This is a genomic window from Paenibacillus sp. FSL H8-0317 (assembly GCF_045040685.1).
GTDB lineage: Bacteria > Bacillota > Bacilli > Paenibacillales > Paenibacillaceae > Paenibacillus.
In genome coordinates this window covers 5,309,229-5,333,105 of the sequence record NZ_CP150294.1, presented here as the reverse complement: position 1 = coordinate 5,333,105, position 23,877 = coordinate 5,309,229, and the positions used below count along the sequence as shown (strand labels likewise).

Annotated in this window: 27 protein-coding genes and 1 pseudogene; 22 read left to right on the top strand and 6 right to left on the bottom strand. The window is 36.0% G+C overall.

Annotation, left to right across the window (positions count from 1 at the left end):
* The first annotated feature begins 553 nt into the window (after nucleotides 1-553).
* From MHB43_RS23920 to MHB43_RS23895, 6 genes and pseudogenes are all read left to right on the top strand, one after another.
* A complete protein-coding gene (locus MHB43_RS23920) occupies nucleotides 554-1,366 on the top strand; it encodes an alpha/beta hydrolase (protein WP_397376299.1) in 813 nt (270 codons plus the stop codon).
* A gap of 225 nt (nucleotides 1,367-1,591) precedes the next feature.
* Nucleotides 1,592-1,771, top strand: coding sequence for a hypothetical protein (locus tag MHB43_RS23915; RefSeq protein ID WP_036615241.1), 180 nt, complete (start codon nucleotides 1,592-1,594; stop codon nucleotides 1,769-1,771).
* Nucleotides 1,772-1,901: 130 nt separating this feature from the next.
* Nucleotides 1,902-2,099 (top strand): annotated as a pseudogene (locus MHB43_RS23910) (RNA polymerase subunit sigma-70); the annotation flags it as partial.
* Nucleotides 2,100-2,356: 257 nt separating this feature from the next.
* On the top strand, nucleotides 2,357-2,557 hold the full coding sequence (locus tag MHB43_RS23905; RefSeq protein WP_405130563.1) for a hypothetical protein: 201 nt from the start codon (nucleotides 2,357-2,359) through the stop codon (nucleotides 2,555-2,557).
* Nucleotides 2,558-2,747: 190 nt separating this feature from the next.
* The gene (locus MHB43_RS23900; protein ID WP_405130562.1) at nucleotides 2,748-4,082 is read left to right on the top strand and encodes a DNA sulfur modification protein DndB; all 1,335 of its coding nucleotides are present in this window, start codon (nucleotides 2,748-2,750) and stop codon (nucleotides 4,080-4,082) included.
* Entirely contained in the window at nucleotides 4,075-5,091 is a 1,017-nt protein-coding gene (locus tag MHB43_RS23895; RefSeq protein ID WP_405130561.1) for a hypothetical protein, read from the top strand. Before MHB43_RS23900 ends, MHB43_RS23895 begins: the two co-directional genes overlap by 8 nt.
* A 741-nt stretch (nucleotides 5,092-5,832) precedes the next feature.
* Here the strand turns inward: MHB43_RS23895 and MHB43_RS23890 are convergent.
* Complete coding sequence (locus tag MHB43_RS23890) at nucleotides 5,833-6,078, bottom strand: helix-turn-helix domain-containing protein (RefSeq protein ID WP_405130560.1); 246 nt, start codon at nucleotides 6,076-6,078, stop codon at nucleotides 5,833-5,835.
* Between the two features lie 406 nt (nucleotides 6,079-6,484).
* Here MHB43_RS23890 and MHB43_RS23885 point away from each other — a divergent pair, with 406 nt between their 5' ends.
* Nucleotides 6,485-6,913 carry a hypothetical protein gene (locus MHB43_RS23885; RefSeq protein ID WP_405130559.1) on the top strand — a complete coding sequence of 143 codons (429 nt, stop codon included), beginning with the start codon at nucleotides 6,485-6,487 and terminating at the stop codon, nucleotides 6,911-6,913.
* A gap of 135 nt (nucleotides 6,914-7,048) precedes the next feature.
* On the top strand, nucleotides 7,049-7,405 hold the full coding sequence (locus tag MHB43_RS23880; protein WP_405130558.1) for a hypothetical protein: 357 nt from the start codon (nucleotides 7,049-7,051) through the stop codon (nucleotides 7,403-7,405).
* A gap of 558 nt (nucleotides 7,406-7,963) precedes the next feature.
* Here the strand turns inward: MHB43_RS23880 and MHB43_RS23875 are convergent.
* Complete coding sequence (locus MHB43_RS23875) at nucleotides 7,964-8,383, bottom strand: hypothetical protein (protein ID WP_405130557.1); 420 nt, start codon at nucleotides 8,381-8,383, stop codon at nucleotides 7,964-7,966.
* 960 nt (nucleotides 8,384-9,343) lie between these two features.
* Between MHB43_RS23875 and MHB43_RS23870 the strand changes: the two genes are divergently transcribed.
* From MHB43_RS23870 to MHB43_RS23815, 12 genes are all read left to right on the top strand, one after another.
* Entirely contained in the window at nucleotides 9,344-10,048 is a 705-nt protein-coding gene (locus MHB43_RS23870; protein ID WP_405130556.1) for a hypothetical protein, read from the top strand.
* Nucleotides 10,049-10,282: 234 nt separating this feature from the next.
* A complete protein-coding gene (locus tag MHB43_RS23865) occupies nucleotides 10,283-10,654 on the top strand; it encodes a hypothetical protein (RefSeq protein WP_405130555.1) in 372 nt (123 codons plus the stop codon).
* A gap of 27 nt (nucleotides 10,655-10,681) precedes the next feature.
* Nucleotides 10,682-10,999: a hypothetical protein gene (locus MHB43_RS23860; protein WP_405130554.1), complete on the top strand. Its 318-nt coding sequence runs from the start codon at nucleotides 10,682-10,684 to the stop codon at nucleotides 10,997-10,999.
* 24 nt (nucleotides 11,000-11,023) lie between these two features.
* Nucleotides 11,024-11,410 (top strand): hypothetical protein, encoded by a 387-nt coding sequence (locus MHB43_RS23855; RefSeq protein WP_405130553.1) that lies wholly within the window; start codon nucleotides 11,024-11,026, stop codon nucleotides 11,408-11,410.
* Between the two features lie 44 nt (nucleotides 11,411-11,454).
* Nucleotides 11,455-11,970, top strand: coding sequence for a DUF1643 domain-containing protein (locus MHB43_RS23850; RefSeq protein ID WP_405130552.1), 516 nt, complete (start codon nucleotides 11,455-11,457; stop codon nucleotides 11,968-11,970).
* 34 nt (nucleotides 11,971-12,004) lie between these two features.
* Nucleotides 12,005-12,520 (top strand): hypothetical protein, encoded by a 516-nt coding sequence (locus MHB43_RS23845; RefSeq protein ID WP_405130551.1) that lies wholly within the window; start codon nucleotides 12,005-12,007, stop codon nucleotides 12,518-12,520.
* 52 nt (nucleotides 12,521-12,572) lie between these two features.
* Nucleotides 12,573-12,860 (top strand): hypothetical protein, encoded by a 288-nt coding sequence (locus MHB43_RS23840; protein WP_405130550.1) that lies wholly within the window; start codon nucleotides 12,573-12,575, stop codon nucleotides 12,858-12,860.
* A 58-nt stretch (nucleotides 12,861-12,918) separates the two neighbouring features.
* A complete protein-coding gene (locus MHB43_RS23835) occupies nucleotides 12,919-13,176 on the top strand; it encodes a hypothetical protein (protein ID WP_405130549.1) in 258 nt (85 codons plus the stop codon).
* Nucleotides 13,177-13,205: 29 nt separating this feature from the next.
* Nucleotides 13,206-13,733: a hypothetical protein gene (locus MHB43_RS23830; protein WP_405130548.1), complete on the top strand. Its 528-nt coding sequence runs from the start codon at nucleotides 13,206-13,208 to the stop codon at nucleotides 13,731-13,733.
* Nucleotides 13,734-14,241: 508 nt separating this feature from the next.
* The gene (locus MHB43_RS23825) at nucleotides 14,242-14,994 is read left to right on the top strand and encodes a hypothetical protein (RefSeq protein WP_405130547.1); all 753 of its coding nucleotides are present in this window, start codon (nucleotides 14,242-14,244) and stop codon (nucleotides 14,992-14,994) included.
* A 181-nt stretch (nucleotides 14,995-15,175) separates the two neighbouring features.
* Nucleotides 15,176-15,862 carry a hypothetical protein gene (locus MHB43_RS23820; protein ID WP_405130546.1) on the top strand — a complete coding sequence of 229 codons (687 nt, stop codon included), beginning with the start codon at nucleotides 15,176-15,178 and terminating at the stop codon, nucleotides 15,860-15,862.
* A 1,057-nt stretch (nucleotides 15,863-16,919) separates the two neighbouring features.
* Nucleotides 16,920-17,531: a recombinase family protein gene (locus MHB43_RS23815; RefSeq protein WP_405130545.1), complete on the top strand. Its 612-nt coding sequence runs from the start codon at nucleotides 16,920-16,922 to the stop codon at nucleotides 17,529-17,531.
* 103 nt (nucleotides 17,532-17,634) lie between these two features.
* On the opposite strand, the gene MHB43_RS23810 is transcribed toward MHB43_RS23815, so the two are convergent.
* The 3 genes from MHB43_RS23810 to MHB43_RS23800 all read right to left on the bottom strand — a co-directional run bounded on the left by MHB43_RS23810 (nucleotide 17,635) and on the right by MHB43_RS23800 (nucleotide 21,392).
* Nucleotides 17,635-18,027 (bottom strand): hypothetical protein, encoded by a 393-nt coding sequence (locus MHB43_RS23810; protein ID WP_405130544.1) that lies wholly within the window; start codon nucleotides 18,025-18,027, stop codon nucleotides 17,635-17,637.
* Nucleotides 18,028-18,141: 114 nt separating this feature from the next.
* Nucleotides 18,142-18,768: a hypothetical protein gene (locus tag MHB43_RS23805; protein WP_405130543.1), complete on the bottom strand. Its 627-nt coding sequence runs from the start codon at nucleotides 18,766-18,768 to the stop codon at nucleotides 18,142-18,144.
* A gap of 632 nt (nucleotides 18,769-19,400) precedes the next feature.
* Nucleotides 19,401-21,392: a recombinase family protein gene (locus MHB43_RS23800; protein ID WP_405130542.1), complete on the bottom strand. Its 1,992-nt coding sequence runs from the start codon at nucleotides 21,390-21,392 to the stop codon at nucleotides 19,401-19,403.
* 676 nt (nucleotides 21,393-22,068) lie between these two features.
* On the opposite strand from MHB43_RS23800, the gene MHB43_RS23795 reads away from it, so the two are divergent.
* Both MHB43_RS23795 and MHB43_RS23790 read left to right on the top strand, forming a co-directional pair.
* The gene (locus MHB43_RS23795; RefSeq protein ID WP_405130541.1) at nucleotides 22,069-22,521 is read left to right on the top strand and encodes a hypothetical protein; all 453 of its coding nucleotides are present in this window, start codon (nucleotides 22,069-22,071) and stop codon (nucleotides 22,519-22,521) included.
* A 183-nt stretch (nucleotides 22,522-22,704) separates the two neighbouring features.
* Complete coding sequence (locus tag MHB43_RS23790) at nucleotides 22,705-22,920, top strand: hypothetical protein (RefSeq protein WP_405130540.1); 216 nt, start codon at nucleotides 22,705-22,707, stop codon at nucleotides 22,918-22,920.
* 401 nt (nucleotides 22,921-23,321) lie between these two features.
* On the opposite strand, the gene MHB43_RS23785 is transcribed toward MHB43_RS23790, so the two are convergent.
* Entirely contained in the window at nucleotides 23,322-23,774 is a 453-nt protein-coding gene (locus MHB43_RS23785) for a hypothetical protein (protein WP_405130539.1), read from the bottom strand.
* Nucleotides 23,775-23,877: the final 103 nt, after the last annotated feature.

Sequence of the window (23,877 nt, the reverse complement as noted above, 5' to 3'; positions counted from 1 at the left end):
ATGGAAGTTATAATAAGGTAAAATATTCAATTTAACAACAGTATTTTACAATTTTTGATTATGATTCGAGAACAAAGAACAAAGAAGAAAGAAAAAAGAAGAAAGAAGAAAGAAGAAAAACTCTGATGCTATAAGATCATTGAATTGAATCGCTAGAAATGAAAATATTGTTGCGAAAAATGGATAAATAAGTTTAAATATACTATATAAGTAATTCCATGTCGGAAAAACAGAGTGAAATCTACAGGTTCAGTTTTTTCTGAAGGGAAGGGAGGTGATCTAACCTGTTTATTGTAAGGGCTTTCAATTTTGGTTTGAGAGGAAGCTTGCTTCACCGCGTTAGAAAAAAGTTGAACTTCAGCATCAAGCGTAATCCAGTGAAACTTCGAGAAACGCATACTTAAGTTTGACAAAATTGAGAGGAGAAATTGAGATGAAAAAACGTATTACAATCCTTTTAAGTCTTTCGATGATCGTTGCCATGATTGCCCCAACAATGGCTTTTGCTACGGATTCCAGCGAGGTTGGTGCTCAGAACACAGCGTATGAATCTATGAATGTATCCGGCAATGACGCAAACAATGCGCTTGCTAATACTCCGGTGGTGCCGGCACCACCGGGTTTTGATGGCTATCGAAACAATATTCCGCACGGAAATACCAATCTGATATCCTATTACTCCACAACGGTGGGCAATACACGGAAAGCGACCGTGTATACACCGCCAGGATATTCTCCGAATAAAAAGTATAACGTCTTGTATCTCCTGCACGGTATCGGCGGGGATGAGCATGAGTGGGTCAATGCAATGAAACCCAAGAACATTTTGGACAACCTGTATTCGGAAGGCAAGCTGTCCCAGATGATCGTTGTCATGCCGAATGGCCGTGCCATGAAGGACGACCGTCCAGTCGGTGACATTTTTGCTCCGGACAAAGTGGCTGCGTTTGAACGGTTTGAGCAAGACCTGCTCAAGGATCTGATTCCTCATATCGAGGCCAATTATCCAGTGTACAAAGACAAGAATAGTCGTGCGCTAGCCGGACTGTCCATGGGTGGTGGGCAGTCGCTTAACTTCGGATTGAAAAATCTGAATACCTTCGCCTGGGTAGGGGCCTTCTCGGCCGCACCGAATACGCAATCTGTATCGCAGCTGGTTTCCAACCCGGGACAAGTCGCTAGCCAACTCAAATTGTTGTGGATCTCCTGTGGATCAAGTGACGGTCTGTTATGGGTCAGCCAGAACTTCAAAAACGGCTTGAGCAGCATGAACATTCCGCATACCTGGTATCAGGATGTAGGTGGACACGAACCATCTGTCTGGAACAGCGGCCTGTATCAGTTCTCTCAACGCATTTTCAAGTGATTAACCGGTATGCACGGGAATTTAAGGGTTCACGAATATTTACGGGGATTCCCATAGGGTGAGTAAAGGCCTCAGTTCTGTTTTGTACAGGGCTGGGGTTTTTGTTTTGGATCAAGTTATCTGAATGGAGCACATGGATATTTTTAATTTTGGGATGGTGTTAATGAGATTGTAAGTAGTGGTTTAATTTATTACATAGGTAGTGTTATGAAGGAGAGGGATCTGATGTTTTATTACAAAGGTGCGTTTCGGGAAACGGACAATGTGATCTATTTTAAAAGCGATGTTTCATTAGCTCAGAATGATGTTGTCCTATTTGGTGAAAAGAAGTATTTTATCGAAAGTGTGGAAAAAGAATTTCTCCTGCTTCAGCGAGTGGGATCCATCGTTTCTGTGAGTCTGTGAAATCTTCGCAAGATCATCCCCTTTTTCAAGTGTACGTGCACTTCTGGGCCACTGCCTACATACAATAGATCGACCCTGTTCCCACATGTGCTCAGGCCAGATCGTTGTAAAACTGCAGGAGGTGTCATCTGTGCCCGGATTGTTTACCGCAATTGCTCTATTCATTAAAGAGTTAACGTTACTCGTCTCATATGTCAAAAATAATGCGTTCCCCCAGCCACTGGCTGAGGATGATGAAGCCAAACATTTACGCCTTATGGCTGAAGGCAATGCTCACTCTCGCAATCTGCTCATTGAACACAATCTGCGCCTTGTCGCGCATATCGTCAACATGATGTACACGCAAAACAAGGTAAGACTGAAGATGGATCAACTCTTATTCTTAAAGGAAAACTCACTCTTGAGAAGTTGGTTAGAGGATCAACTAAAACACGAAAAGCAATTAAGAAAACATCTACTGTACATATAGTGTAGGACTAAACTCTATATGTAGTAAGTGGAATAGTGGGATTGGAAGCCGTTGGTGATTTGCAAGCGTGTAGTAGTCACATGGTATAATATCCCTATTAAAAAGGGAGGTTGTACATGAGATCATTATCGTTAAAGGACAAACTTATACTTGTTGGTGGCTCTGCATTTCTCATCTTGTTTTACATTGCTTACAAGACAGATTATAGCTATCAAGGTGTGGGTGATCTTATTGGATACTCATTTGAACATTTATCAGGCTTTATAACATCAGTTCTTACGCCGCTTAAACCAGAAATACCTCAAATAAACTTCTAGACAGCCCTCACACGGCTGTTTTTTTGTTTCCCGATAAGTTGTCAACCGACTCATAAAACTCCAACACAGCTAATCCTCGCCATCTGAAATCGTGTCACCAAGTGACATGTACACATCGAAAAAAATGTCCCGCTTATTATCTTTGTGTTTTTGTGATACCATACTATATGTATGGAAGGAGTTAATGTACATGAAAATAGACAGGTCTAATATTGAGAAATTGATCAGCATTCAACTTGAAATAATAAGTGCTTCCAAGAAGCTCAAGTATCATTTTAAGTATCAACTCATTGAACTGAATATTCCTGTAGAGGTAATTGACTCACTCCTGAAAAATGAAGAGTACGTTGCACAGTACATTCCACAAATCGATACTTCGATATTGTACGGTGTATGCCAAGCTTTATTCACTGTAACGGGAAATGAGCAATTAGAACCCAATCAACTGTTCGGCAAACGTGAGATTAGAGATGCTCAGGACAACCTTAGATCCATTGTTCAGAAGAGAATGGAATTACCTATTTCATTTTCAGACACTACAAAGCTTAAATATGACAGCTACATAACCAAGATTGCAATTACAGATTTAGTGAAGATGTCTGAGAGCCAATTAATTGTGTATGATTATGAAACTCAACGTGGTGCTAAGTATGAACTGAACCAAAGTGGAGGAGTAGTCAAAACGCCAATCGTTAATAAGGCTAGTGTTAAGAGGATCGCATCCAAAATGGCTGATAATCAATACTTTGAGGATATGATTACCCTGAACGTATGTTCTACAGAAGTCGATCCTCTGACGTACTACGAGGACTTTAGAACGCTAATTATTAACGATGGGGCAGTAATATCTATACTTGATGGTTTCCACCGATTACAGGGTGCTATAGCAGCTCTACAGAGCAATCCTAATTTAGACTTGGATATGATACTCTCCATTAGGTCATATGACCATGAGACAGCTCAAAAGTATTTTGGACAGATCAATACAATCAACGTGTTGAAGAAAGAAAGAAGAGATGAACTGTCACAGGAAAGAATGTCTGATAAGGTAGTAGCTAATCTACAAAGGAAGTCAGAGATAGGGAAGCAAATTGCTTCATCAACAACTGTTAATGAATTAGCTGGAGAGTTGACCACCTTTGATATCATGAGTTACTCAATTGATCGCATGTATCATTTTGAAAGACAGTTAGACGTTATTAAAACTTCAAATTATCTCAATGATTTCTTTACTTACTTGGTCGGTAGTTATCCAGATGAGTTTTCAATTAATGCAAATAAGCGCAAAAATCTAATTATGAGTCATCCATTGATGTTTATTGGATACATTGTACTCTCAAAGTTCATGAAAGATCATGATATAGGTTTAGACCAGATAGAAAAGTATGTGAACAGTATTATCTTTGATGTTGATAAACTTGAGCCGCTTCTTAATGCAAAGAAATCACTGACAGGAAACAAACGTCTCAGAAATCAATTAATTGATTACTTTGAATCTAAGCTAGAGGGGAATAATAGTGAATAAGATATATGAGGATAGTCTCTATAATGAGTCACAGAAAGAGCGATTTCTGCAAAGACAGAATGAGAACACAAAGGATGCATACTCCAGAGTACTTCGTAGAGCATCTGCTATTGAAAAACGGTTAGAAATGGATTTATATGATTTTAATCTAAGTGAAATCAAACAAGTATTGCTTCTGTTAGAGTCCACTAAACTTGCTACAGTTAAAAGTACGGGGAGCATTATACAAAACTATATCCGGTGGGCTATAGAGCAAGACTTACGTAAGGACAATATAAATCCACTTGATGCTGTTTCATCTACTGACTTTTATATTCAATTCGTGGACGATAGTAAGCCAACGCTATTCAGTGAAGAAGATATCGAGAATATCGTGAGTGATTGCCTTAACTTTCAGGATAAAGTAATTGTCCAAGCATTGTTTGAGGGGATAATGGGTAGAGGGAACAGTGAGTTGCTTAATATGAAAATGGAACACGTATCTGAGACAGATGAGATAGACAAATATAAAATAACCCTCTACAATGATACTCGCAATGGTCAAGAGTGCAGAGAAATAACTATATCGAGCTATCTATACAATATTCTCAGGATCGCAAATAAAGAAGACAAGTACATTAAGAACAACGGAAATTTAATGCCCACCACAAAAGTTACTCACAATAATTTGATAGATAACGATTATATTATTAGATCGGCTGTGAACGCAGGGATTAAGCAGAGTGTTGATGACCCAGCATCTATTTATTTAGTTACAATGAGAGTAGCTAAGATATCAGAGTGGCACAATCTACCTTTGTTAACTCCTACCAACATCAGAAATAGTGGAATGCTTAAGATGGCAAGAGACCTGTATATCAAGCATGGAAAACTGGAGAGAGAAGAATACTATACAATTTGTGAACATTACAACGTGGCGAAGCAGCGTGATGGATCATATGCCTATTCAAAATATAAAGTTGGCTTTCTGAATATGGACAATTTAGGGTTGATATACGGTATAGGATAGTCTACTGGGTTGACATTGCGTCAACCTTTTTGCTTTGTAAGGAGGGTTAAATTTCGCCCCCCTTAAAGTTATAGTTATTCGTGACTTCACGAAAAAGCCTATGAAAAACGCATAACCTTTTCACTACCCATAATTGGGGAATGATACTTGTTAACATGGTGATTCACCATATTAGAATTGGAGTAGGGGTGCTTGAAATTTCAAGCAGAGGGAGTATTTCTCGGTTTCGAGAATAAGTATGTGATGTACTCATAGACTTTCAGACATTCCGATTCAGAATGACTGGATTGAATTATCGTTATACCGAATGTCGACATTCGATTTGAGTCCTAACCAAGTTGATTAACACTGATCAAAGGAGGTTAAATTCAACCCTCTCCACAAATATACGCGACACGTCAATATGACGTTTTGACTGTGCAAAGCTGCACAGTGACTTATAGCAATACAGAATATCCGTATCAGTCAATGTTCCCCGAAATTTCCGTGGAAGCTTCTCGTCAATTTGACGATCACCTATTTTACATAGTTTTTCGGGATTCCCCGAATAAGTCCATATATATCAACCACTTTACATACTACCCATATGATCAATCTGACAAGTTTAACTGTGTACTCAGTGTACTCATACCTGATCCTCAAAATTGAGGGAAAGCTTCAACGAAAATGTACTACATACGAGTTTGAATTGTTGTTGGTGTGTCCACGACAAAACTGCTCAGAGAAAATAAAAAACCCACATCATTTTGATGTAGGCTCATCCTTATCTGTATCGGGTACTTCTTCAAACTGAATTAACTCAGATATATCTGTGATATCTAGTGCAGCAGCTATTTTCTCAAGGAGACCTAAATTGATTTCTTGTCTGCCCGGCTTACAGAGTTGAGATATCCTAGCCTGATTAACTCCAGACATGCTTTCTAATTGTCTTTGAGTAACGTTTCGTTGTTTTAGCACATCTTTAAGTTTAATTTTCAAAACGTGCAACTAAAGATTCCCCCTATAAAACAGTTGACATGATTCGCATAAGCGAATATTATGTAGAAGTGAACAATATTCGTATATGCGAATCAAATTATGAGTATCAAACGTTAACATCTGTATACACATTGTACACCAAATAAGCGCAACATTGTACCGGAACTTGAATTCCGATTTCGAAAAGCGAATCAAATAATCAACAATGTACTGTAACTATTATCCGTGTAACAACTATAAATAAAGATGTGCAAAATTTTGCACAGCAGAAGGGAGCGATACAGATGTACAAACATGGCAAGCTGATCAATCGTCAATTATGTATACGTACTCGTAACGGTGCGTGGATATCACTGAAATCTGTTGCATCTTTAGGTTAGCAAATTCCCAACATGTTGAGAAAGGAGTTCCCACAATGATAATTTACTATTTTGATCAAAAACAGAATTGGACACTGGATGAGATATATATTGCTTGCGAAGTTCCTAAAAAGGCATCGAATATTATTCATGGGATTGAGGCGCTTCTCACAACTCAGGAATTGCGTCAACAGTTTATGGCAAGGGTTCCGATTTATCCAACATCTATTCAGGTGTTTAGCCTATTGAATCAGTTCAGACGTGAACAGCTTGAATTGAACCCTATGAGCGATGAGGATTTCAAAGATATGTTCTTACTCAATCCTGTAAAGGCGCTCACGCAATACTTTAAGGAACAGGTTTCACCTATATGTGTTGAACGTATGAGGACATGTGGTGTAACCATTAAACATCTAATCGAACAACGAAAGTTGAACAGACACATTCATGTAGTCAGGGCTATCAGCAATGCATCTCATAATTGATTCTATACATAAACAATGTACTGTAACTATGGTTAACAAATTCCTATAACAACTTAAAATAAACACAATAATCTCTATGAAATCCTAGTTTTATTTCATTTGGATGGACAGAAGAGAATGGAGGTAACAGAATACATGGATGTAAACGAATTGTATAAGCAGGACTATGACAATTTACCACCCGATGAAAAGGCGGCCTGGACGTATGATAGCTACCAGCAAACTCGCTTAGCCATCGACAAATACTTTATCTCATACGGCCTAGATATTGCCATGATCATAGAAATGATGGAGAGAGCAAAAGAGTATGATATTAAGTATCAAACGATAATTGATATTATTGATGCAAAACTATTACCTCCATACAGCCGAGAACTAGATAATCTTCAAATGATGATTTCCATTTTGTTTGATAAAGTATTGCGACCTTTACCGCCAGAGTTTTCAATAGAAACGAAGAATAGGAGGGTTGGATATGTTGGACACTATTAAAACTATATTCGTAAATGTGCACGCAACATACACAGAGAGTAGAACGAAATCCAATGCACAGTAATGAGACACTGTTTGAAACGATAATGAGCCTGAATCATACGGAAATTCCGTATCAGTCGCCTAGTAGTAAACGCAGAGCCAATCGTATTAAGCCAAAGAAACAACGTAAAACTAAGCCTATAACACTTGAATCAAGGTATAACTATCTGGTTAAAGAAGGATCGAAATTAGACATAACAATTGAACAGAGAATAGAGATACGTGAAGAGTTAACTTCGATCAGGAAACAGAAACGAATGATGAAAAGTGGATATGATGTATGAGGATGGTGCAAAATTAAACTGGACCTTAGACATCATCAGAAAGAACAGTTGATGAAGAGTCTCATGTGCACGTTAGCCGAGTTTTCCATTATACTTGGACTTGGTTGATCATTTAAATAAATTAATTATAACGGAAACAACAAAATATGTAATAATACCTAACAAAAAAATAAACAATAGTTTTTTCATTTTTTTTCCTCCATTTTTTAAAAAAAGGTGCTCATCCTCCTAATTACTTATATAAATCAGTTGAAAATGAGCCACTAGACCCTGAATGACAGATAGGCTTCGAAGTTGCTTTACTAAAGTATATATTAGTACATGTAGGGACTTCTTTCTGATAACTTAGAGCTTTTGCTACCCATTCTCCCCCTGAATGTCCGGTTGCGTGGATAAGAACTCCGTCAACAATCCACGCAACTACTATCCCAGCTATGAAAACAACAACCCCTACGACCACTCCCTGAGGTTGAATTTCATCTCCGCCATATTTTGAAGCATATTCCTCATAGGTAAGAATTTCTATATCCTCTTGTGTTACTTCCTGTATTTTTATTTCATTTGCCGACACACTAGAAGTTATCAATAAAGTGTTAAGAGCCAATACCAATGCTAACATAAACGATATTTTCTTAATATACCCAACCAACATCCATATCACTACCTTATATGTTTTTTTTTAGGAGTGAGCACCTTTATTATCTATACTAAACGATAATTCCATCAAAGTATACCAAATAATAGAAAAATATATATAAATTTAGGAATTGTTTAATGCGTAATTAAATGACGGGAAACCTTTCTGTTTCTTTAACCAGTCAATAATATTAGAAACTCAACTTTCGCAATATATTGAATCCATCTCTTGCAAATGTAAGACAATTCACTATATTTACTAGGATACACGACAATAAACACACGTAAGCATCAAGTTGATTAATGAATCTAAAAAGATGTCCCTTGTACAATACAAAAAGCACCTTTTTCAAGCCATGTAGGTAATTTTTTTAGGAATGTCCTCTACGTTGGGGCAGATTAAATTGCACTGTACTATTGTTATCTTTCGAATTCTCAATATAGACAATTTTGTCTACATTGGATTATGTATCATTAAGACGTATGAATAGGTAAATACACGAAGAATACTCCTCCACGAAATCGCGGTAAACTAAGTTACCCTCAGTTTAAGGGGCACTCAGTCTCCGTCAGATTGACGGTAACTAAGCAAGGACCATTGGTCATGTTGAACCTACATCCTTTTGTTGTACGCAGCGTACAACAATTTAACGCCGTGTTAAACTAACTGAGGGAATAATCTTATCTCCCTTAGGTAGAAAACCATATCGAGTACGCCCTCGTTGATACCAGTAGGCCAGGTTGGTTGGCCCTGTGCTAACCTTTAAGCTAATCATCGGAAATATTCCGCAAGTTCACTATTTTCGGATGTCGCAGTTCACGACAACTAATCCAACCTGCACGAAAATCGGATAGGTTGTAAATTCCAAAGTAACAAACGGTAAATATGATGGTTCGTCCCATCAGAATATATCATTACCAGTTTGGACACCAGTTAGTGGTACAATATTCCTATCATACATAAGGAGTGATATAGATGAATGAAGAAATGCTATCTAGCTTAATTGATATGAGTCAGGACATGAGAACGAAGGAGAAGAAGGTTGAGGATGCTCTTGGCGTGACTTGGAGTGTTTATGACTCATATATCAATGACATTCAAGAAATCATCTTAGACTCTGTTGGCATGCCTAGAGATAACACAGTTGAAATGACTAAGCTACACGGTGATCCAGAAGGATATGAACATGAAGATATGTTCTGTAGAGATACTGCTTCTGAGTGGTTTTACGCTCATGGTAAAGGCGAGCTGAGCAAAGAACAGCTAATCCAGAATGTAGTGACTTGGAGAAAGTTCTATTCTAAGTATAAAGAGGACAATGAAAGAATTGATGGCGTGGTTGAGATAACATTCTTAGATGGATCTAAAATTACAATTGAAAATGAAACTGTGATAAATGGATATATGAATGATTCAGATGTTACTAAAGGCACTGAAAACGAAGATACTGAACCTAAAATTCCTGAAAAAGAATTCTATATACGCCAATTTTATTCTAATTCAATCGACGGGAGCGAGGGAAAAGAAGCTTCTTTACTAGCTACATCTGATTTTAAAATCGGCATTATGGGATTCGTCCTTTCAGTGGATTGTTTTTCCATTGGGAGAGATACGAGAAATGCTACGCTTTATCGTTCATCATCCGTAAGATCAGTAGATAATTTGGAATTCATATTTTGAATAATATGAAGCATCCTTCCGGGTGCTTTTTTATTGTTGACTGAGTAGTAGTTGAATTGCTCACTATAGCTACATTTGTTTCAGAAAACATAGGTAGACTGACACTTGTTGTTGTATAATTGTGGTAGCGAAGTAAGTGTATTGATAGGGACAAACCTATTATCTACTGATAATAAAATTTAATTTTCGAGGTTATCTTAGTGAAATAATACTTTTACGAGGAGGGTAATACTAATGTTGAACCAAAGCATTTATCCGAAGGACATTGAATTTTTCTTTATGCTAGACAGTGGGACATGTTTTAAGCATAAGTTTGGAACGTGTTCTCTCCTATTGGATGAATCAGAAGTTAATCAATTTCCTGACGACTATAAGAAATCTTCTGCTAATTATTGCAGAAAAATTTCTAAATCCATAATTGAACGAGGACAAGAAGAAGTTGTAAAATTATTTAAATTTGATTGTGGGCATTTAGGCTTTACTGATGGACAGCACAGGACATGTATTGCTAAGCATCTAAGTTTATCAATCGATGCAATTATTGACGATGCTGGAATGACTTGTCCAATTTGCGATGGTCGACAATGCGATGCATATTTAGGATAAACAATCCTTTTACTAGGGGGTTCTTTGTTGATCACTGATGAAGAAACTTTTGAGTTGCAGGTTGAAAGGAATTCAAGAGGTAAGAATTACGAAAAAGAAGGTCAGACTGACAAAGCAATTAAATTATATGAGACAAATGTAAATGAGGGTTTTGAGGGCAACTTTCCGTACGATCGCTTATGCATTATATATAATAAAATGGAGCGATATGCTGATGTTATACGAGTCTTAGAAAGAGCAGTTTATATTTTTGAAAATGAAGTCTACAAAGATAGAGGTGATAGATTGCCAAAACTAGAAAAGTTCAAGAAGCAATTAGAAAAATCGAACAAGAAGATAAAATGAGACACTTATAAGGAGTGAATAATAATGTTGACCGAAAAGGCAAAAGGTCTCATACATATCATTGATGAATTGGTAAATACGAAAGCGGACATTCTTGTAAATGGTGAAGTTACTTATAACCTTTCTAAACAATTGGAATATGAAGAAGTTTTGATACTGCAATCAATTATGTACATTGGGCAACAAGAGCAGAAGCCAGATCCTAAAGATTTCAGTAATTATTATGCCTTTGAAGAAGAATTAAAGAGGTATAGACCTGAAAGGTTGCTAGAAGACTACATGAAAAACCTAGGGGCTCATTATGAGGCTCCGTCAGTAAGGCTTTATAGCATGTTATCAAAAAGACCACTTAGAGAATATCTTCAAAACGGCCTCAATATTTTGGGGATTCGACATGAAATAAACAGATAAGATAAAATCAGCCTTTCATATTAAACGGAGGAAGGTTTTTAAATATGTTTTACACGGATAAAAGGAGCATAGAATCTGTTGCTGTTATGTCCAATAACAATGAATATAGGTACAGACTAACAAGAACTTGGGATAGTAATAAAGAGATTGTTGCTGTAGTTATGCTTAATCCGAGTAAGGCAAATTCATTGAAAACAGATGACACGATAATGAACCTTACTAATTATTTGATTGATAACAACTATGGTGGCGTAGATATTGTTAACATGTACGCATATATGGCAACAAATCCGTCTGAACTTCAACACAGAGATCAAGGATATGAGGATTATAATGATAGCTACATCACTGAAGCAGCAGCCAAAAGAGATGTCCTTATTGTCGCGTGGGGATCTGACATAAAGAAATATGTGAAACGAAAAAGAGAGGTTGAGACCTTATTGGTTCCATATGCTCACAAAATAAAATGCTTAGAAGACCTTCAAGGTAGGAGCCCAAGACACCCACTACTTTTAACAACAGGATGGAAACTAGTGTCATATAGCTTTAGATACATCTGATCAAACAAATTCTTATATAAGGAGGGTCTCGTTAATGGCAGCTAGAGGAAAGAATAATCCATACTACAGAACAAGGGAACAGTTAGCAGATGATGTTTATAATGTACTTAATTCTGACAAGTTGTCTCTTGGAGCAAAACATGCTGTGATTTTTGAGACAACTTGGTTGTGGACAGAGATTGAGGGGAAATACACTGGTTGTCAATATTGGTCTAAGAAGGCGTGTGCTCACCTACATGAATCAGAGACGATAAAGGCGAAGATATTAAGACATGATCATGTTGTTCCTAGAAATTATATTGTTAAAAGGTTTCTTTATGGAGATATGATGAATTCCGAAGAGGTATATAGTTTCTTGAAAACTAACTTAGTGGGTTGCATTTTATTAAAAAGCGAGGATGATTACTTAAATGAGATAGGATACCAAAGGAAAATGCCGAGTAAATGGAATTTTGGTGACAACATTTGGTCTAGGTATACTGAAGCTGAAATTGATGTGTGTGAAATTATATGGGAAAAAAAGAAAGGCAGTGTTCTTGAAAATACGTAATTTAGTTGACTAGTTCAAGTGATACATTTGATGAGAAAGTGAGGTAAGAGAATTGAAGTATTATTCGATGCTTGAAAATGTTAAAGAACAAAGCAAGAATGCTCGATACTCATATACAGTTGTGGTTAATCTATATGCTAGTCAGGATGACGCGGAAGAATACATAAACAGGAACGTGAGAGTTAATTCTGATGAGAAGCTGGATAAAGAGGAACTAGCACAACGAGCAGCAAATGTAGTGCATGGATTAATTGAGTCTCGTGAAGAGTTTCAGAGTTATGATCAAGTTCAGGTTGTGGGAATTACTTTTGCAAATGCTTACGACAGTGAGTTGAAATGAGATTTTTGAATGAGAAATGGTAATTGTAGGTCTATTTTATAAGGAATGAGGGGTCACTTTGTCTGAACAAAATGAATACATCAATACTTTGTCTGAATTAAACAATCTGAGAATCGGTCAATCAATTGAGGCAAGAGGATATTTCTCATGTAGAGGGGTGGATGGATTAAGTGTAAGAACACTCCAGCTTACTGTTAAATCTATAGATGACTACACTAAAGACCGCCTGTTTGTTGATCAGGAAGGAGAGAACTGGACATCCGTAGGCATATATAACATTGTCGATGGAGACTCATCAGGTTATATCAAGTATTAAAAAACTATTGGAGTGGGAGTTGGTAGCGTATGAATACAAGAAATGAAGCCAGCGAAGGAATAGTTAGCTTTCTGGAGTCTGATAAAAAAGTGCTGTTAATCACTGGGACTCACCAGTATGAGAAACATAAACTTGTTTTACAAACCATTTCTGAATACTGTTCTCACAAATCTAGGATATTATTTCGTGGTAACAGCATGCAAAATTTCGGGACATTTTTTGAGAATAATACAGCTAGTTTCAAAACGGGGGAAGGGTATAAGATTGCCAATCATACTATGTACCTGGATACTATTAATAGAACAAGTTGGAAGAAGACTAGATACGATTATGACTTTGGAATTCTTTATCCCTTAGATTCTGCCTATAAAGATGCTAAAAGAGATGAACTATTACAGGATTTGATTAATAGATGCAATAAAGTCCTTTTGGTGTCTTGGACTGATAACACTTCTTTTGATTATTCAAAGATCAATCATTTTCTTGATAGTCATGTTATTTTTGATGCACTTGAAGAACGTCCAAACTATCATCAAAGAATACTTGATTCTCTATGAGTATCCTAGAGGGATTTGATTAGTCGCTAATAAATTGAATGTTTTATCTCACAACTAGGAGGAAACTAAGAAGAATCATCTTGAACAATTATCAGCGCGCGCCCAAGTTTGACACATTATGTGGATCAGTTTGTACGAAATGATCTTGGATATATTTATTCCAAACACAGCGGTGAAGATGTCAACAAAATTATTAAGAAGGTGTATAACAAATTTCTACATCTAGGAAATGAACAAGAAAAATATAAGGAAATTAATGACGCATTTCTTTCTTCGCCTCTGTTTATTGAGGACTTGAAATCGTATATTGTTGATTTTCTAGAAATTAGACCAACTCTAGAGAGAGTAGAGTATTATCAGTCTTTAATCGCAACTCAAAATCTATTGGACAAAAAAAATATTAATAGAGATAAACTTGAACAGAGAATTTCTGTATTGGAGTCTACACAAGGTGTTTCACAAGACATCTGATCTAATGGCTATTTCAATGAGAAGGGGATAGTGGATAATGGCATTAGATATTTCTATAGATTGGGGAACTGTTGTAATCTCCGCTTCTGCTGTGCTTTTTTCAATTATTAAGGGTGCGCAATACTTTTCTAAAAAATATGTAGACCAACGCTTTTTAGAAAAGCTTGAACAACATAAACATGAACTACAGGGTATAATGGAATATAATAAGTTTGATCTTCAGAGAAAAATGCAAGATTTTAATTTATTCACAACAAAAAGACACGAGGCTTACACCACTTTATATAAATTGTTTCTTGAAGCTGATGGTTACGCTGGGAGTTTAATGGGATACAGAGAAGTAACGGATTACAAAAAGTATTCATACGATGAGGTTTCAAGGCTCTTTGATGAATACAATATTGGAGATACAGACAAGAATCCTATACTAGATAATTGGGATAAAAGACACAATGACGATTCTGTAATAAGCAATTTAAAATACGTAATGAACAGGACTCATGTGAATGTAGCAAAAGACTATCAAAGAAAAGCACAAAATGAATTTTACTATTCTAAACTTTATTTATCTGAAAAAGTTGATGAGATTTGTTACGAACTTTCTAATTGCCTTAGATTCGTAATCACAGACATTGAGGTGTATCACTGTGGTACTAAGGATTCTCGTGTTTTATCTGAAGCAATGAGAAATATAAATTCTAATAACCAAAGAATAAGTGTTCTTTTTAGAGATCTGAAATTAACTATGCAAGAAGAGTTGAGCATCGGTTATTATAAAAATCAAACGTAAAAGATGTGTATCACGAAGAAAGAAGGAAGGATGTGCGACCATGACAGATAAGATCAACCTATACGTTGACGGCCTCAGAGACTGTCCAGACGGCTACGTGGTCGCTTGTATTTACTAGAACTATTTACCTATGTTGGAAGACGGTATACAATGTACTAAATACATATTAAAAGGAGAAAAAATGAAGAAAGTAATATTTTCTGTATTAGCAGCTAGTACATTATTATCAAGTTCAGTTTATGCCACTCCTCAATCCGAAATGATAAATATTAAATCAAGTAGTACTAGCAGTTCCAAAAAAGAAAGCAACAAAATTAAGTATGCAATATATCACTTATCTGATCAGCAGATTAAAAATGCAATCGCATTAGGAAAAAAGGGATATGATTCTCTTCAAGCTTTCACGCTGAAGCAGAACTTACCTATTAGTAACGATAAAATGAAAATATGGCAGCCTGAGGTTCAACTCGACACTCCATATAGTTTTGTGGCTCTGGCTTCTTTTCTAGCTTCGAATAAGTACGAAAACTACACATTAAAAGAAGCTAAGTATTATGCTAATTATTACAGAACAGCAGACAGAATAAGTTTTAACTTGAAAGCTTATGGCAACAATATAGATTTCGCTGACAACATCAATGTAGTTTTTAAACAAGGAAACAAAATTTATCAGCCAGTAGAAATCAGAGGAGCAGATGATGTGTCAAGATCTTTGAGTTGGCCCGATGCTCCAGCCTACAGAGCTAACATATTTGCATACTTTGATATGAAAAATGTAGATTTCAGCAAGAATGCTGAGTTGATATATTTATATGCGGGAAAAGAACTTTCAGTAACATACAAAGTAGACTTTTCAAAAATAAAATAGATTTTAACTTCTGACCCTTTTAAGAGGGTCTTTTTCTTTCAATAATAGTTAACGTACTTTTTGTTTTTGTCACAGGAATATTGTCATTGCTCATTGCGGCTTTTAATCTTTGTGTATCGTCATTTTCTGTAGCATCAAAGAAGCTTGAAATGATTATTGCAAAGTTTGCCTCTATCATAGCAATAGCTCTAGAAATTTTTTTATATGCTATATTCCATACGATTTTTACGGAATTGTTCAATACCTAAAAGAAGACGAGTTTTCAAGAGAGATAGATATTTTAACTTTTGCATCTATGATTATACTATTTCTACATAAAGCAATGGAAAAGAGAATTAAAAGCAATCAAATGTGACTAATAAGTAGTCTGTATAACCCAACTCCTTTTTTCGGTAAGGTTTACTTGCTTTCTCTTGCTCTTATTTATCAACGTATTAGTAAGTATGAATAAACGTGAAATATTGCTTAAATATGTCATCATTTTAAATAATCCTGTTACTATACGATTGAACTTTTGGAAAACGCTGAAATTCCTTGTCCTGCCTACGTTATTTGATATTTCAATCGTAAAATTTACAAAATTTTCTAATGTGTTAAAATCGTTGCTACGACTAGCTTTTTAGGGTGTTGTTGATCATTCTACGATTGCGCTTACGATATAGGATAAATTGACCTGATAAAGAAGCTAAAACGTTGATTTAACTGCATAAATGGATAGTTATTGTATCGTACACGATTGGAACCATGATCTATGTGATTGTAATCTGTCGATTCAATCAGGTTACAGAGACGAATTTCTAAGACAGGCTCACACTGTCCCAAGAGACTTCGTAATTGTCCGATATTGTTCCAGTACCACATTGGTACGTGCCTACGATTGAAAAGGTGTGTCTAAAAGTATACTTTTTGAAAGACCCTTTCAATGTATGTCAAAAGTATATATGATACATTGCAAATACTGTAAAAACATAAATGAAACATTTCATAAATGCCTATATATATTTTGAAACAATTTTGCTATAATAACTTTAACGACATAGCAGAAGGTGGTTGAATTATGGGAGAGATTAGACATCATGGTTACATAAGAGTTTCGACTAAGGATCAGAACGAAGCAAGACAATTAGAAGCAATGAAGGATTTAGGAATATCGGAGCGGGATTTCTACATAGATAAGCAAAGTGGAAAGAATTTCGACAGACCACAGTATCAAGTAATGAAAAATGCTATTCGTAAAGACGACATACTGTTTGTGAAGGAACTGGATCGTTTGGGACGAAATGCACAGGAGATTAAAAAGGAATGGGAAGATATTACCCAGAACATTGGAGCTCACATTGTTGTGTTGGACATGCCTATCTTGGACACAAGACAGTATAAGAATGGATTAGAGAAAGTCATATCAAGTATCGTCCTTGAGTTGTTGTCCTACATGGCTGAACGTGAACGTGAGAAGATTAACGGTAGACAAGCTGAAGGTATCGCGGCTGCTAAGAATAATAATGTAGTGTTTGGCAGACCAAAGCAAGCAATTAACGAGGAGTTTAAGCAAGCATACACAGAATGGAAACAAGGCGGTATCACAGCCGTTGAAGCTATGAGAAGGGCAGAGATGAAGCCTAACAGCTGGTATCGTAGAGTTAAGGAATATGAGCAATCATTAGCCTAGAGTTATAGTTTTGTTATTTTACTAGTGTTAGAACTTTAATATATGAAGATTCTTATAATATGTACTATATAATAGGACATTAATGTGTCCTATTATATTTCATTTATCTTTTAGGTGCGTTTTCTAACTCTAGGCTAAGCTGCTCACCAAATTGATTAAGAGCATCGCTCGTAACTTTAATTGCATGTAGAGTGCCAACATCACTGAGAATTAACATATAATTACCGGTATTGTATTCCTTAATCCATTGAAATTCAAAGTGTTTTTCAAAATGCCCAAAGGAATCAGTGTCCGTAACATTTGGGAAACGGGATAAATGATCAAAGAAATCTTGTATAATCATATTTGTCCAGCCGATCCGCTGTTCCCTAACAAGCTTATTATTTCTAAAGTATTTAAGATTAAAGGCACTACCTTCATATTCACCAGGTATAGTGTAAAGAAATGAGATTTCAATGTAATTACTGTTATCATCGCATTCAAATAACTTAGCCATTTATGCCTCCGAGTCATGATATCTTTAAATGAATTTGATTTACTGTATTTATATTGCTTACTAGAGCAGGAAAATCTTTTTCATATCTTTTTTCATGCTCTAGTAAGTTCTACTTTACTTTTTATTGAATTTCCAATCCGAGGGCTTCCAAACATCATCGTTAGGACGATTTATGATTGAACTACCGGAATCTTTATAGATTGTTAGGATTGTATTTGAATCTCTCGCTAATATTACTACAACTTTATTATTTGGATCAACTGCAATACGAGATAATCCTTTCCCTTTTCTAATATCATCAAAGTGTGCAATAGCCCACATTCCAGATGACTTTCCTGATAATACATTATCTACCATGAGCGATGTTATTCCATCTTTCACTGCTTCTTCCATAGCGTGTTTTGTTAGATTGGCACCAATGTTTTTAGATGTTGCAAGAACTTTAGTTGCGCCCCCTGGTCTTTTAAAGACTACTTCAATTAATCTTCTTATAATTGCATTTTGTGTTGTAACTTGATCTTCTTGTTCTTTTAGTTCTTTATAATATTCAATATAAGCCCTGTCGATTCGTTGTGAAAGTTCATCATTATAAACAACTGGTGATTCAATGTTGATTTCAGTGCTGTTATCTAAGACAGCGCTTCTGTCGTCCTCCATTGCGTATGTACTAGTGATTACAGATGTGCTTACAATGGCAACAGCAGAGAGTGAGGCTAGAAATTTCTTCAATATTTCTTTCAAAGTATATTTCCTCCTAATATTTTCTTGTTTACAAGAAGTGATATTACACTATTGTCTTTGGGAATGGAAGAAAAATTTTCCATATATAATTTTTTGTATGTAATTAGTGATACAAGTTAGATATAAAGTTAAAATCCATTCATATTGCTTAGGAAAGAAATCAAACTAGTTTTTTGATGTTATACTGTCTTTAAATGTATATGTTTAAAATTTGAAGGTACAAAAGAAGTAAGCTCAACCGTTATGGTTAGGCTTTATATGCATATAATTTTATGTTTGTTTAGGATTAAGTTGCATGTAGGGGTACATATACACCTGAAATTGAGGTGAAATTTCCAGATATTCCGCTAACACTTATCCTTACACCGCAATGTTGGATTCAGTAACGATACACACTGACATGCCAGACTGATCATGAGATAGTATGGGGGGCTATTTTAAATTTTAAATAGTATTCATTTTACAGAATATGCCCCTAGCACATCTGATTCGACACGAGAGTTGAATTTTAACGAGTGAAATTCTATTGAATAAACCGAAACCATAATGCCATCCCATCTACACAAAATAGCCCTCCATAGAGGAGGGGGGAATACACTATTCATTCCAGAGGACACAGAGGGGTAATTTTTTTAATTTATTATCTTGTTCATATTTTCTTCAAGTACCTGTCTACAATATGGTGGACTTAATTCATAATCTTTATAAATCTTTGTAAGGGACAACCCTTCAACATAGTGTAGATTATAAATCTTCTCAAAGTCACGAGCTCGTCTTTTCATGCCCCTTTCTTTTGTTGAAAGTAGCTCTGCCCCCTTAGCTTTAAACATTTGCTTTATCGTCCACCAATCAGTTTCAGTAGCTTCAGCAATCTGTTCAAAGCTAAGTAAGTCTTCATTGTACATTTTCAACATGCGGGGATACATGTGTTCAATCTCCTTCCATTTAGGAGCTGATGATTCAAGTACCCACTTAAGCTTATCGAAGTTGATTGAATCATAAACGTCGTTATAACTCAGAATCAAATCACTTTCAGCGGTGAATTTGTAGAATATCTCAATACGTTTATTATCATGTAAGACTATTTTATCGACGAGGATACTCATTAATTTTCTTGCATCTTTCATCTGTAATTCGTTATTAATGATATTTTGATATTTTTTTAGCAATGGCCCCCCTGGTGAAGTATTCTTATTTTGTCTTTTGTTCAGCTCTAAATTGTCTGTGATTAAGCTCAGCTCTTTGTTTAGTTCGCTAATTTCAGTATCTGCTCGTTCCAATTTAATAGAAAGATCTTCTTTGGATTTAATGATACATTCAGCGTATAGGTCAATGTATCTTGCCTTAGAAGATTCCTTATCTTTAATCAATTTTCCAATGTCATCTCTGTTTCTCTCCAGTTCTTTTACTTTGGATACATCAGAAATTCTTTCTAGCATCTTATCGATTAACGTTTTAGGGTTGTCTATCAACCTCAATACTTCACTCCAGATTAAAGAGTCTACCATATCTACTCGCCAATTTTCTCCCAAGCAAATCTTGTTTGGCTCTCCTGTTTCAACGCTGTAGGATTTTCTTGTTTTTCTTGTGCAACTATAATATTTCAACAATCCATTTTGTGTCCTAGATGTAATACCCGATGAAACTGCTGCTCCACATCTTCCGCATCTAGCAATCCCTTTTAACAGGTAATCTTCAGATGGACGACCACCATTTTTTATATTACCGTCTAAGCACTTCTGTAAGCGTCCAAATGTAATCTCATCAATATAAGCAGGTATAGTTATCTTTTGCCATCGATCTCTAGGACGTGGTACTTGTCTTCTTTTCCCGTTCTGTTGTTCTACCTCAGTTTTACCATAGTAGTACGTTCCCATATAAGACTCATTTCTGAGTATTCTACTGATGGTCGCTTGATACCAATTATCTCCTTTTGGTGCAGGATGTTTCTTTTTAGCTAAGTATGCGGCAACTTCAGAACCAGTCGAACCTTCCAGTACCATATTTACCATAGTCAAATAACGTTCTTTTTCATACTCGTTCTCAACAAGGGTGTTCAGGTCTTTATCATAAGTGTACCCGTATATTCTGTTCATACCGGGTATCTTATTATTTGACACCATAGTCTGTCTTCCACGCTTTGTGTTCGCGAGAATCTTTGCCTTGTTGTACTGAGCAATAGAGCCTTGTATATTGTAATTGAGCATTGATTCTGCATTTCCTTTTTGTAAATCAAACTCAACGAAATGTAGATCACAGCCCAACTCCCAAATCCTATGTGTAATCTGTTGTTGTAAGTGGAGATGTCTACTTAATCTATCAGGATGCAAAAAGATAACTTTGTTCCCTAAACCTTTTTCAAGCAGAAACAAGATGTAGTTCAGCATTGGACGGTTAGGGTTATCTCCAGACTCTGCCTCTTCTCTTAGCACAACAATCTCTTCCTCATTAATATCAAACTTCGCTTTCGCTTCCTTTACACATATATCAATCTGCGACTCTAGTGAATAGTTATCAATTTGGATATCAGATGATACACGAGTATAAACAATAGCCCTGATCTTACCGATCAAGGCTGTAATTTCACTTTTATCTAACTGTTCATGATCTTTGAGTACTCTCATCGAAAATCACTCCTCCGAATTTTGTATGTTTTCTATCTTGTTCTCAACGGAATAATTCAGAAGAGCAAATTCCATCCAATTGAGGATTTGAGTCTCTATAGTTTCTTCTGGAACTGCAAGGTCGTTGTCTGAATAACGAGAAATAATCTTATATTCATACCTTTTCTTATATCTCATAGTGACCTCCTTATAGATGATCAATTACTATTTGGTTATATTATCGCCCAATTATTACATTCTATTCTTTTGAATGAATTGAAAGAGTGAGGGAAGTAAAAGACTGAGCATGTAAAATATGATGAAAAGTGAATTCAAGCGAATATTATTTCGTTTTATTCGGGCATATTGGAGGAACGGGTTGCTAAAAGATATGTAGTTTCTAGAAAAGTAGTTATTTTTACGAAGATCGAAGGTGAGTGAGAGATGAGGAAAATAATTGAAAAGAAGAATGTGCTGGATGTGAATTGGGACAAAGAACGTATTTAGTGTCACAAAGTTGAGTGAGACAAGAGTCATCGGAGATGACTAGCTGCTAATGGATGAGGATGAAAACAAAACATTTTACAATGAAAATAGGAGGAAAACACCCTGAGATGGGTGTTTTTCTTATTTGCATAAATACCCTAATATGGTAGAATGGTGTGTTTGATAAAATACATATAAGGGAGCATCAAAAATGTTTAAAGGTAAATTTCTAATTGTGTCATTGCTTATCTTTTTACTGACTGGTTGTGGCGGTGAGAAAGTGTCGACCGACGAAGATTACTTCAATCAGACTAATGAAATCATTAGTGAGTTGAAACCAGCTGTAGCCGTTCTAATGGGAGCCATTGAAATTTATACTGATGATCATTCAAGATATGCTGAGATGGGAGAGCCTGGGCAAAAAGCATACGATATATTTACCAAGGAATATGAAGCATTAACTAATATCACAGCTGTTGCGGGCTGGGAAAGTAGACACAATGAACTAACTGATGATGTAAAATACTTTCAAGATTTTGCCCGAGAAGTAGTTCGAACCTCTAAGAGTGGGGATCCAATTGATTTGGGTAGCCCAGCATCTAATTTTCCTTCTAGATATACAAGCGTTAATAGCCTTACTGAGCTTTATCAAGCCAAAAAGTAGCTTGTTCTTTTTTAGTTTTACACCGAGGGATTTTAATTGTTTGAAGCCTACATGCTCTTGTCTAGATGAACTCCCTTATTTCAAGTGGAAGGACAATAACATGACCTTTTGAAAGTCTGATATTATTTAATGTTCGCGCCCAACGTGATAAAATATTGATGTGACATAAAGGAGGTGAAATACATGCTGATGGTAACGAAAACTACGTTTAACAACGCTAAAGTTGAAACTTCTATAATGGAGTTGGACGGTCGTACATATATTGTCCATTTACATTCGATTGGTGGATTCACTTGCTATTTGGAGGACTTCGAAACTCGCAAAAGGTCTAAATCTGAAAAATGCAATGAAGCAGATGAAGCAATTGAAGACGCTTGGAACAAAATCATCAAAGAGTAGCCTTCGGGCTGCTTTTTATTTTTCTAAGAAAGATTAATTTTACCCAGATGTTGCTTTAGCGCGCCTAGCTACACAGTAAACCTAGATTCAGTGACGATACATACTGACACGCTACATTGATCATAGGAGAAGGTGGGGGGCATATAAAAATCTAAAAAGTTGACTGCTTTACAAAATATACCCCTAGCTGTTCCACTCCGACACCATGATCCAAACTTTGACGATTAAATTTCTGCTGGTCATAATGCCGCCAACAATACAAATAACCCTCCATATGTAGGAGTGGGATAATTAGCATTCGATTATGTATTCTACGTATGCTCATGTGCTACCTTGATAATTTTGAACAATATTAAAAAGAGGATACCTCAATAAGAAGTATCCTCTCACCAATTAGTATATTAATATTGTCGAGCACTGATAGTCATATCGATTTTATGTCCTGTTTTACTAACTACTTCAACTTTAAAACTTGTTGTGACCCCTGCAACTAGTTGTATTGTTTTTTGAGCCCCTTTATCAATCGGAACCTCTAGCGGTGAGTTACCATTCATAGATATTTTTAAGTATATAGTGTCTGTGCTGGTATTTCTAACCCAAAGGTTAGCATCTTCACCGTTTCTCGGATCCATTGTAAAGCTTTTTTCAAAACTTGCATAACTACTATGATTTGTTGAAATGATAAGTTGTACATCCATTGGAGTAATAATCGGATCATCTGGGTTCTCCACAGTGATTGGAGGGTTGGTATAAGTATCTTTTACTCTATCCTCTAATGCACCAGCACTAGCTGAACTTGCAGAAAGTAATACAGACAAAGCTACACCAGCACCAAAAATTTTATTGAATGACAATGTAATTCCTCCTCTTAGACTAGTAGTATGTAATCTTGTTCCAATTACTTCCATAATTGTATTACCGAAACATAGGATAGTATATAGGTCGAAAGTATAAATG

What these genes read in the sequence shown, in the direction of transcription:
- MHB43_RS23920 (WP_397376299.1), top strand. Translation starts at nt 554, where the DNA reads ATGAATGTATCCGGCAATGACGCAAACAATGCGCTTGCTAATACTCCG.
- MHB43_RS23915 (WP_036615241.1), top strand. Translation starts at nt 1,592, where the DNA reads ATGTTTTATTACAAAGGTGCGTTTCGGGAAACGGACAATGTGATCTAT.
- MHB43_RS23905 (WP_405130563.1), top strand. Translation starts at nt 2,357, where the DNA reads ATGAGATCATTATCGTTAAAGGACAAACTTATACTTGTTGGTGGCTCT.
- MHB43_RS23900 (WP_405130562.1), top strand. Translation starts at nt 2,748, where the DNA reads ATGAAAATAGACAGGTCTAATATTGAGAAATTGATCAGCATTCAACTT.
- MHB43_RS23885 (WP_405130559.1), top strand. Translation starts at nt 6,485, where the DNA reads ATGATAATTTACTATTTTGATCAAAAACAGAATTGGACACTGGATGAG.
- MHB43_RS23880 (WP_405130558.1), top strand. Translation starts at nt 7,049, where the DNA reads ATGGATGTAAACGAATTGTATAAGCAGGACTATGACAATTTACCACCC.
- MHB43_RS23875 (WP_405130557.1), bottom strand. Translation starts at nt 8,383, where the DNA reads ATGTTGGTTGGGTATATTAAGAAAATATCGTTTATGTTAGCATTGGTA.
- MHB43_RS23870 (WP_405130556.1), top strand. Translation starts at nt 9,344, where the DNA reads ATGAATGAAGAAATGCTATCTAGCTTAATTGATATGAGTCAGGACATG.
- MHB43_RS23865 (WP_405130555.1), top strand. Translation starts at nt 10,283, where the DNA reads ATGTTGAACCAAAGCATTTATCCGAAGGACATTGAATTTTTCTTTATG.
- MHB43_RS23855 (WP_405130553.1), top strand. Translation starts at nt 11,024, where the DNA reads ATGTTGACCGAAAAGGCAAAAGGTCTCATACATATCATTGATGAATTG.
- MHB43_RS23850 (WP_405130552.1), top strand. Translation starts at nt 11,455, where the DNA reads ATGTTTTACACGGATAAAAGGAGCATAGAATCTGTTGCTGTTATGTCC.
- MHB43_RS23845 (WP_405130551.1), top strand. Translation starts at nt 12,005, where the DNA reads ATGGCAGCTAGAGGAAAGAATAATCCATACTACAGAACAAGGGAACAG.
- MHB43_RS23830 (WP_405130548.1), top strand. Translation starts at nt 13,206, where the DNA reads ATGAATACAAGAAATGAAGCCAGCGAAGGAATAGTTAGCTTTCTGGAG.
- MHB43_RS23825 (WP_405130547.1), top strand. Translation starts at nt 14,242, where the DNA reads ATGGCATTAGATATTTCTATAGATTGGGGAACTGTTGTAATCTCCGCT.
- MHB43_RS23820 (WP_405130546.1), top strand. Translation starts at nt 15,176, where the DNA reads ATGAAGAAAGTAATATTTTCTGTATTAGCAGCTAGTACATTATTATCA.
- MHB43_RS23815 (WP_405130545.1), top strand. Translation starts at nt 16,920, where the DNA reads ATGGGAGAGATTAGACATCATGGTTACATAAGAGTTTCGACTAAGGAT.
- MHB43_RS23810 (WP_405130544.1), bottom strand. Translation starts at nt 18,027, where the DNA reads ATGGCTAAGTTATTTGAATGCGATGATAACAGTAATTACATTGAAATC.
- MHB43_RS23800 (WP_405130542.1), bottom strand. Translation starts at nt 21,392, where the DNA reads ATGAGAGTACTCAAAGATCATGAACAGTTAGATAAAAGTGAAATTACA.
- MHB43_RS23795 (WP_405130541.1), top strand. Translation starts at nt 22,069, where the DNA reads ATGTTTAAAGGTAAATTTCTAATTGTGTCATTGCTTATCTTTTTACTG.
- MHB43_RS23790 (WP_405130540.1), top strand. Translation starts at nt 22,705, where the DNA reads ATGCTGATGGTAACGAAAACTACGTTTAACAACGCTAAAGTTGAAACT.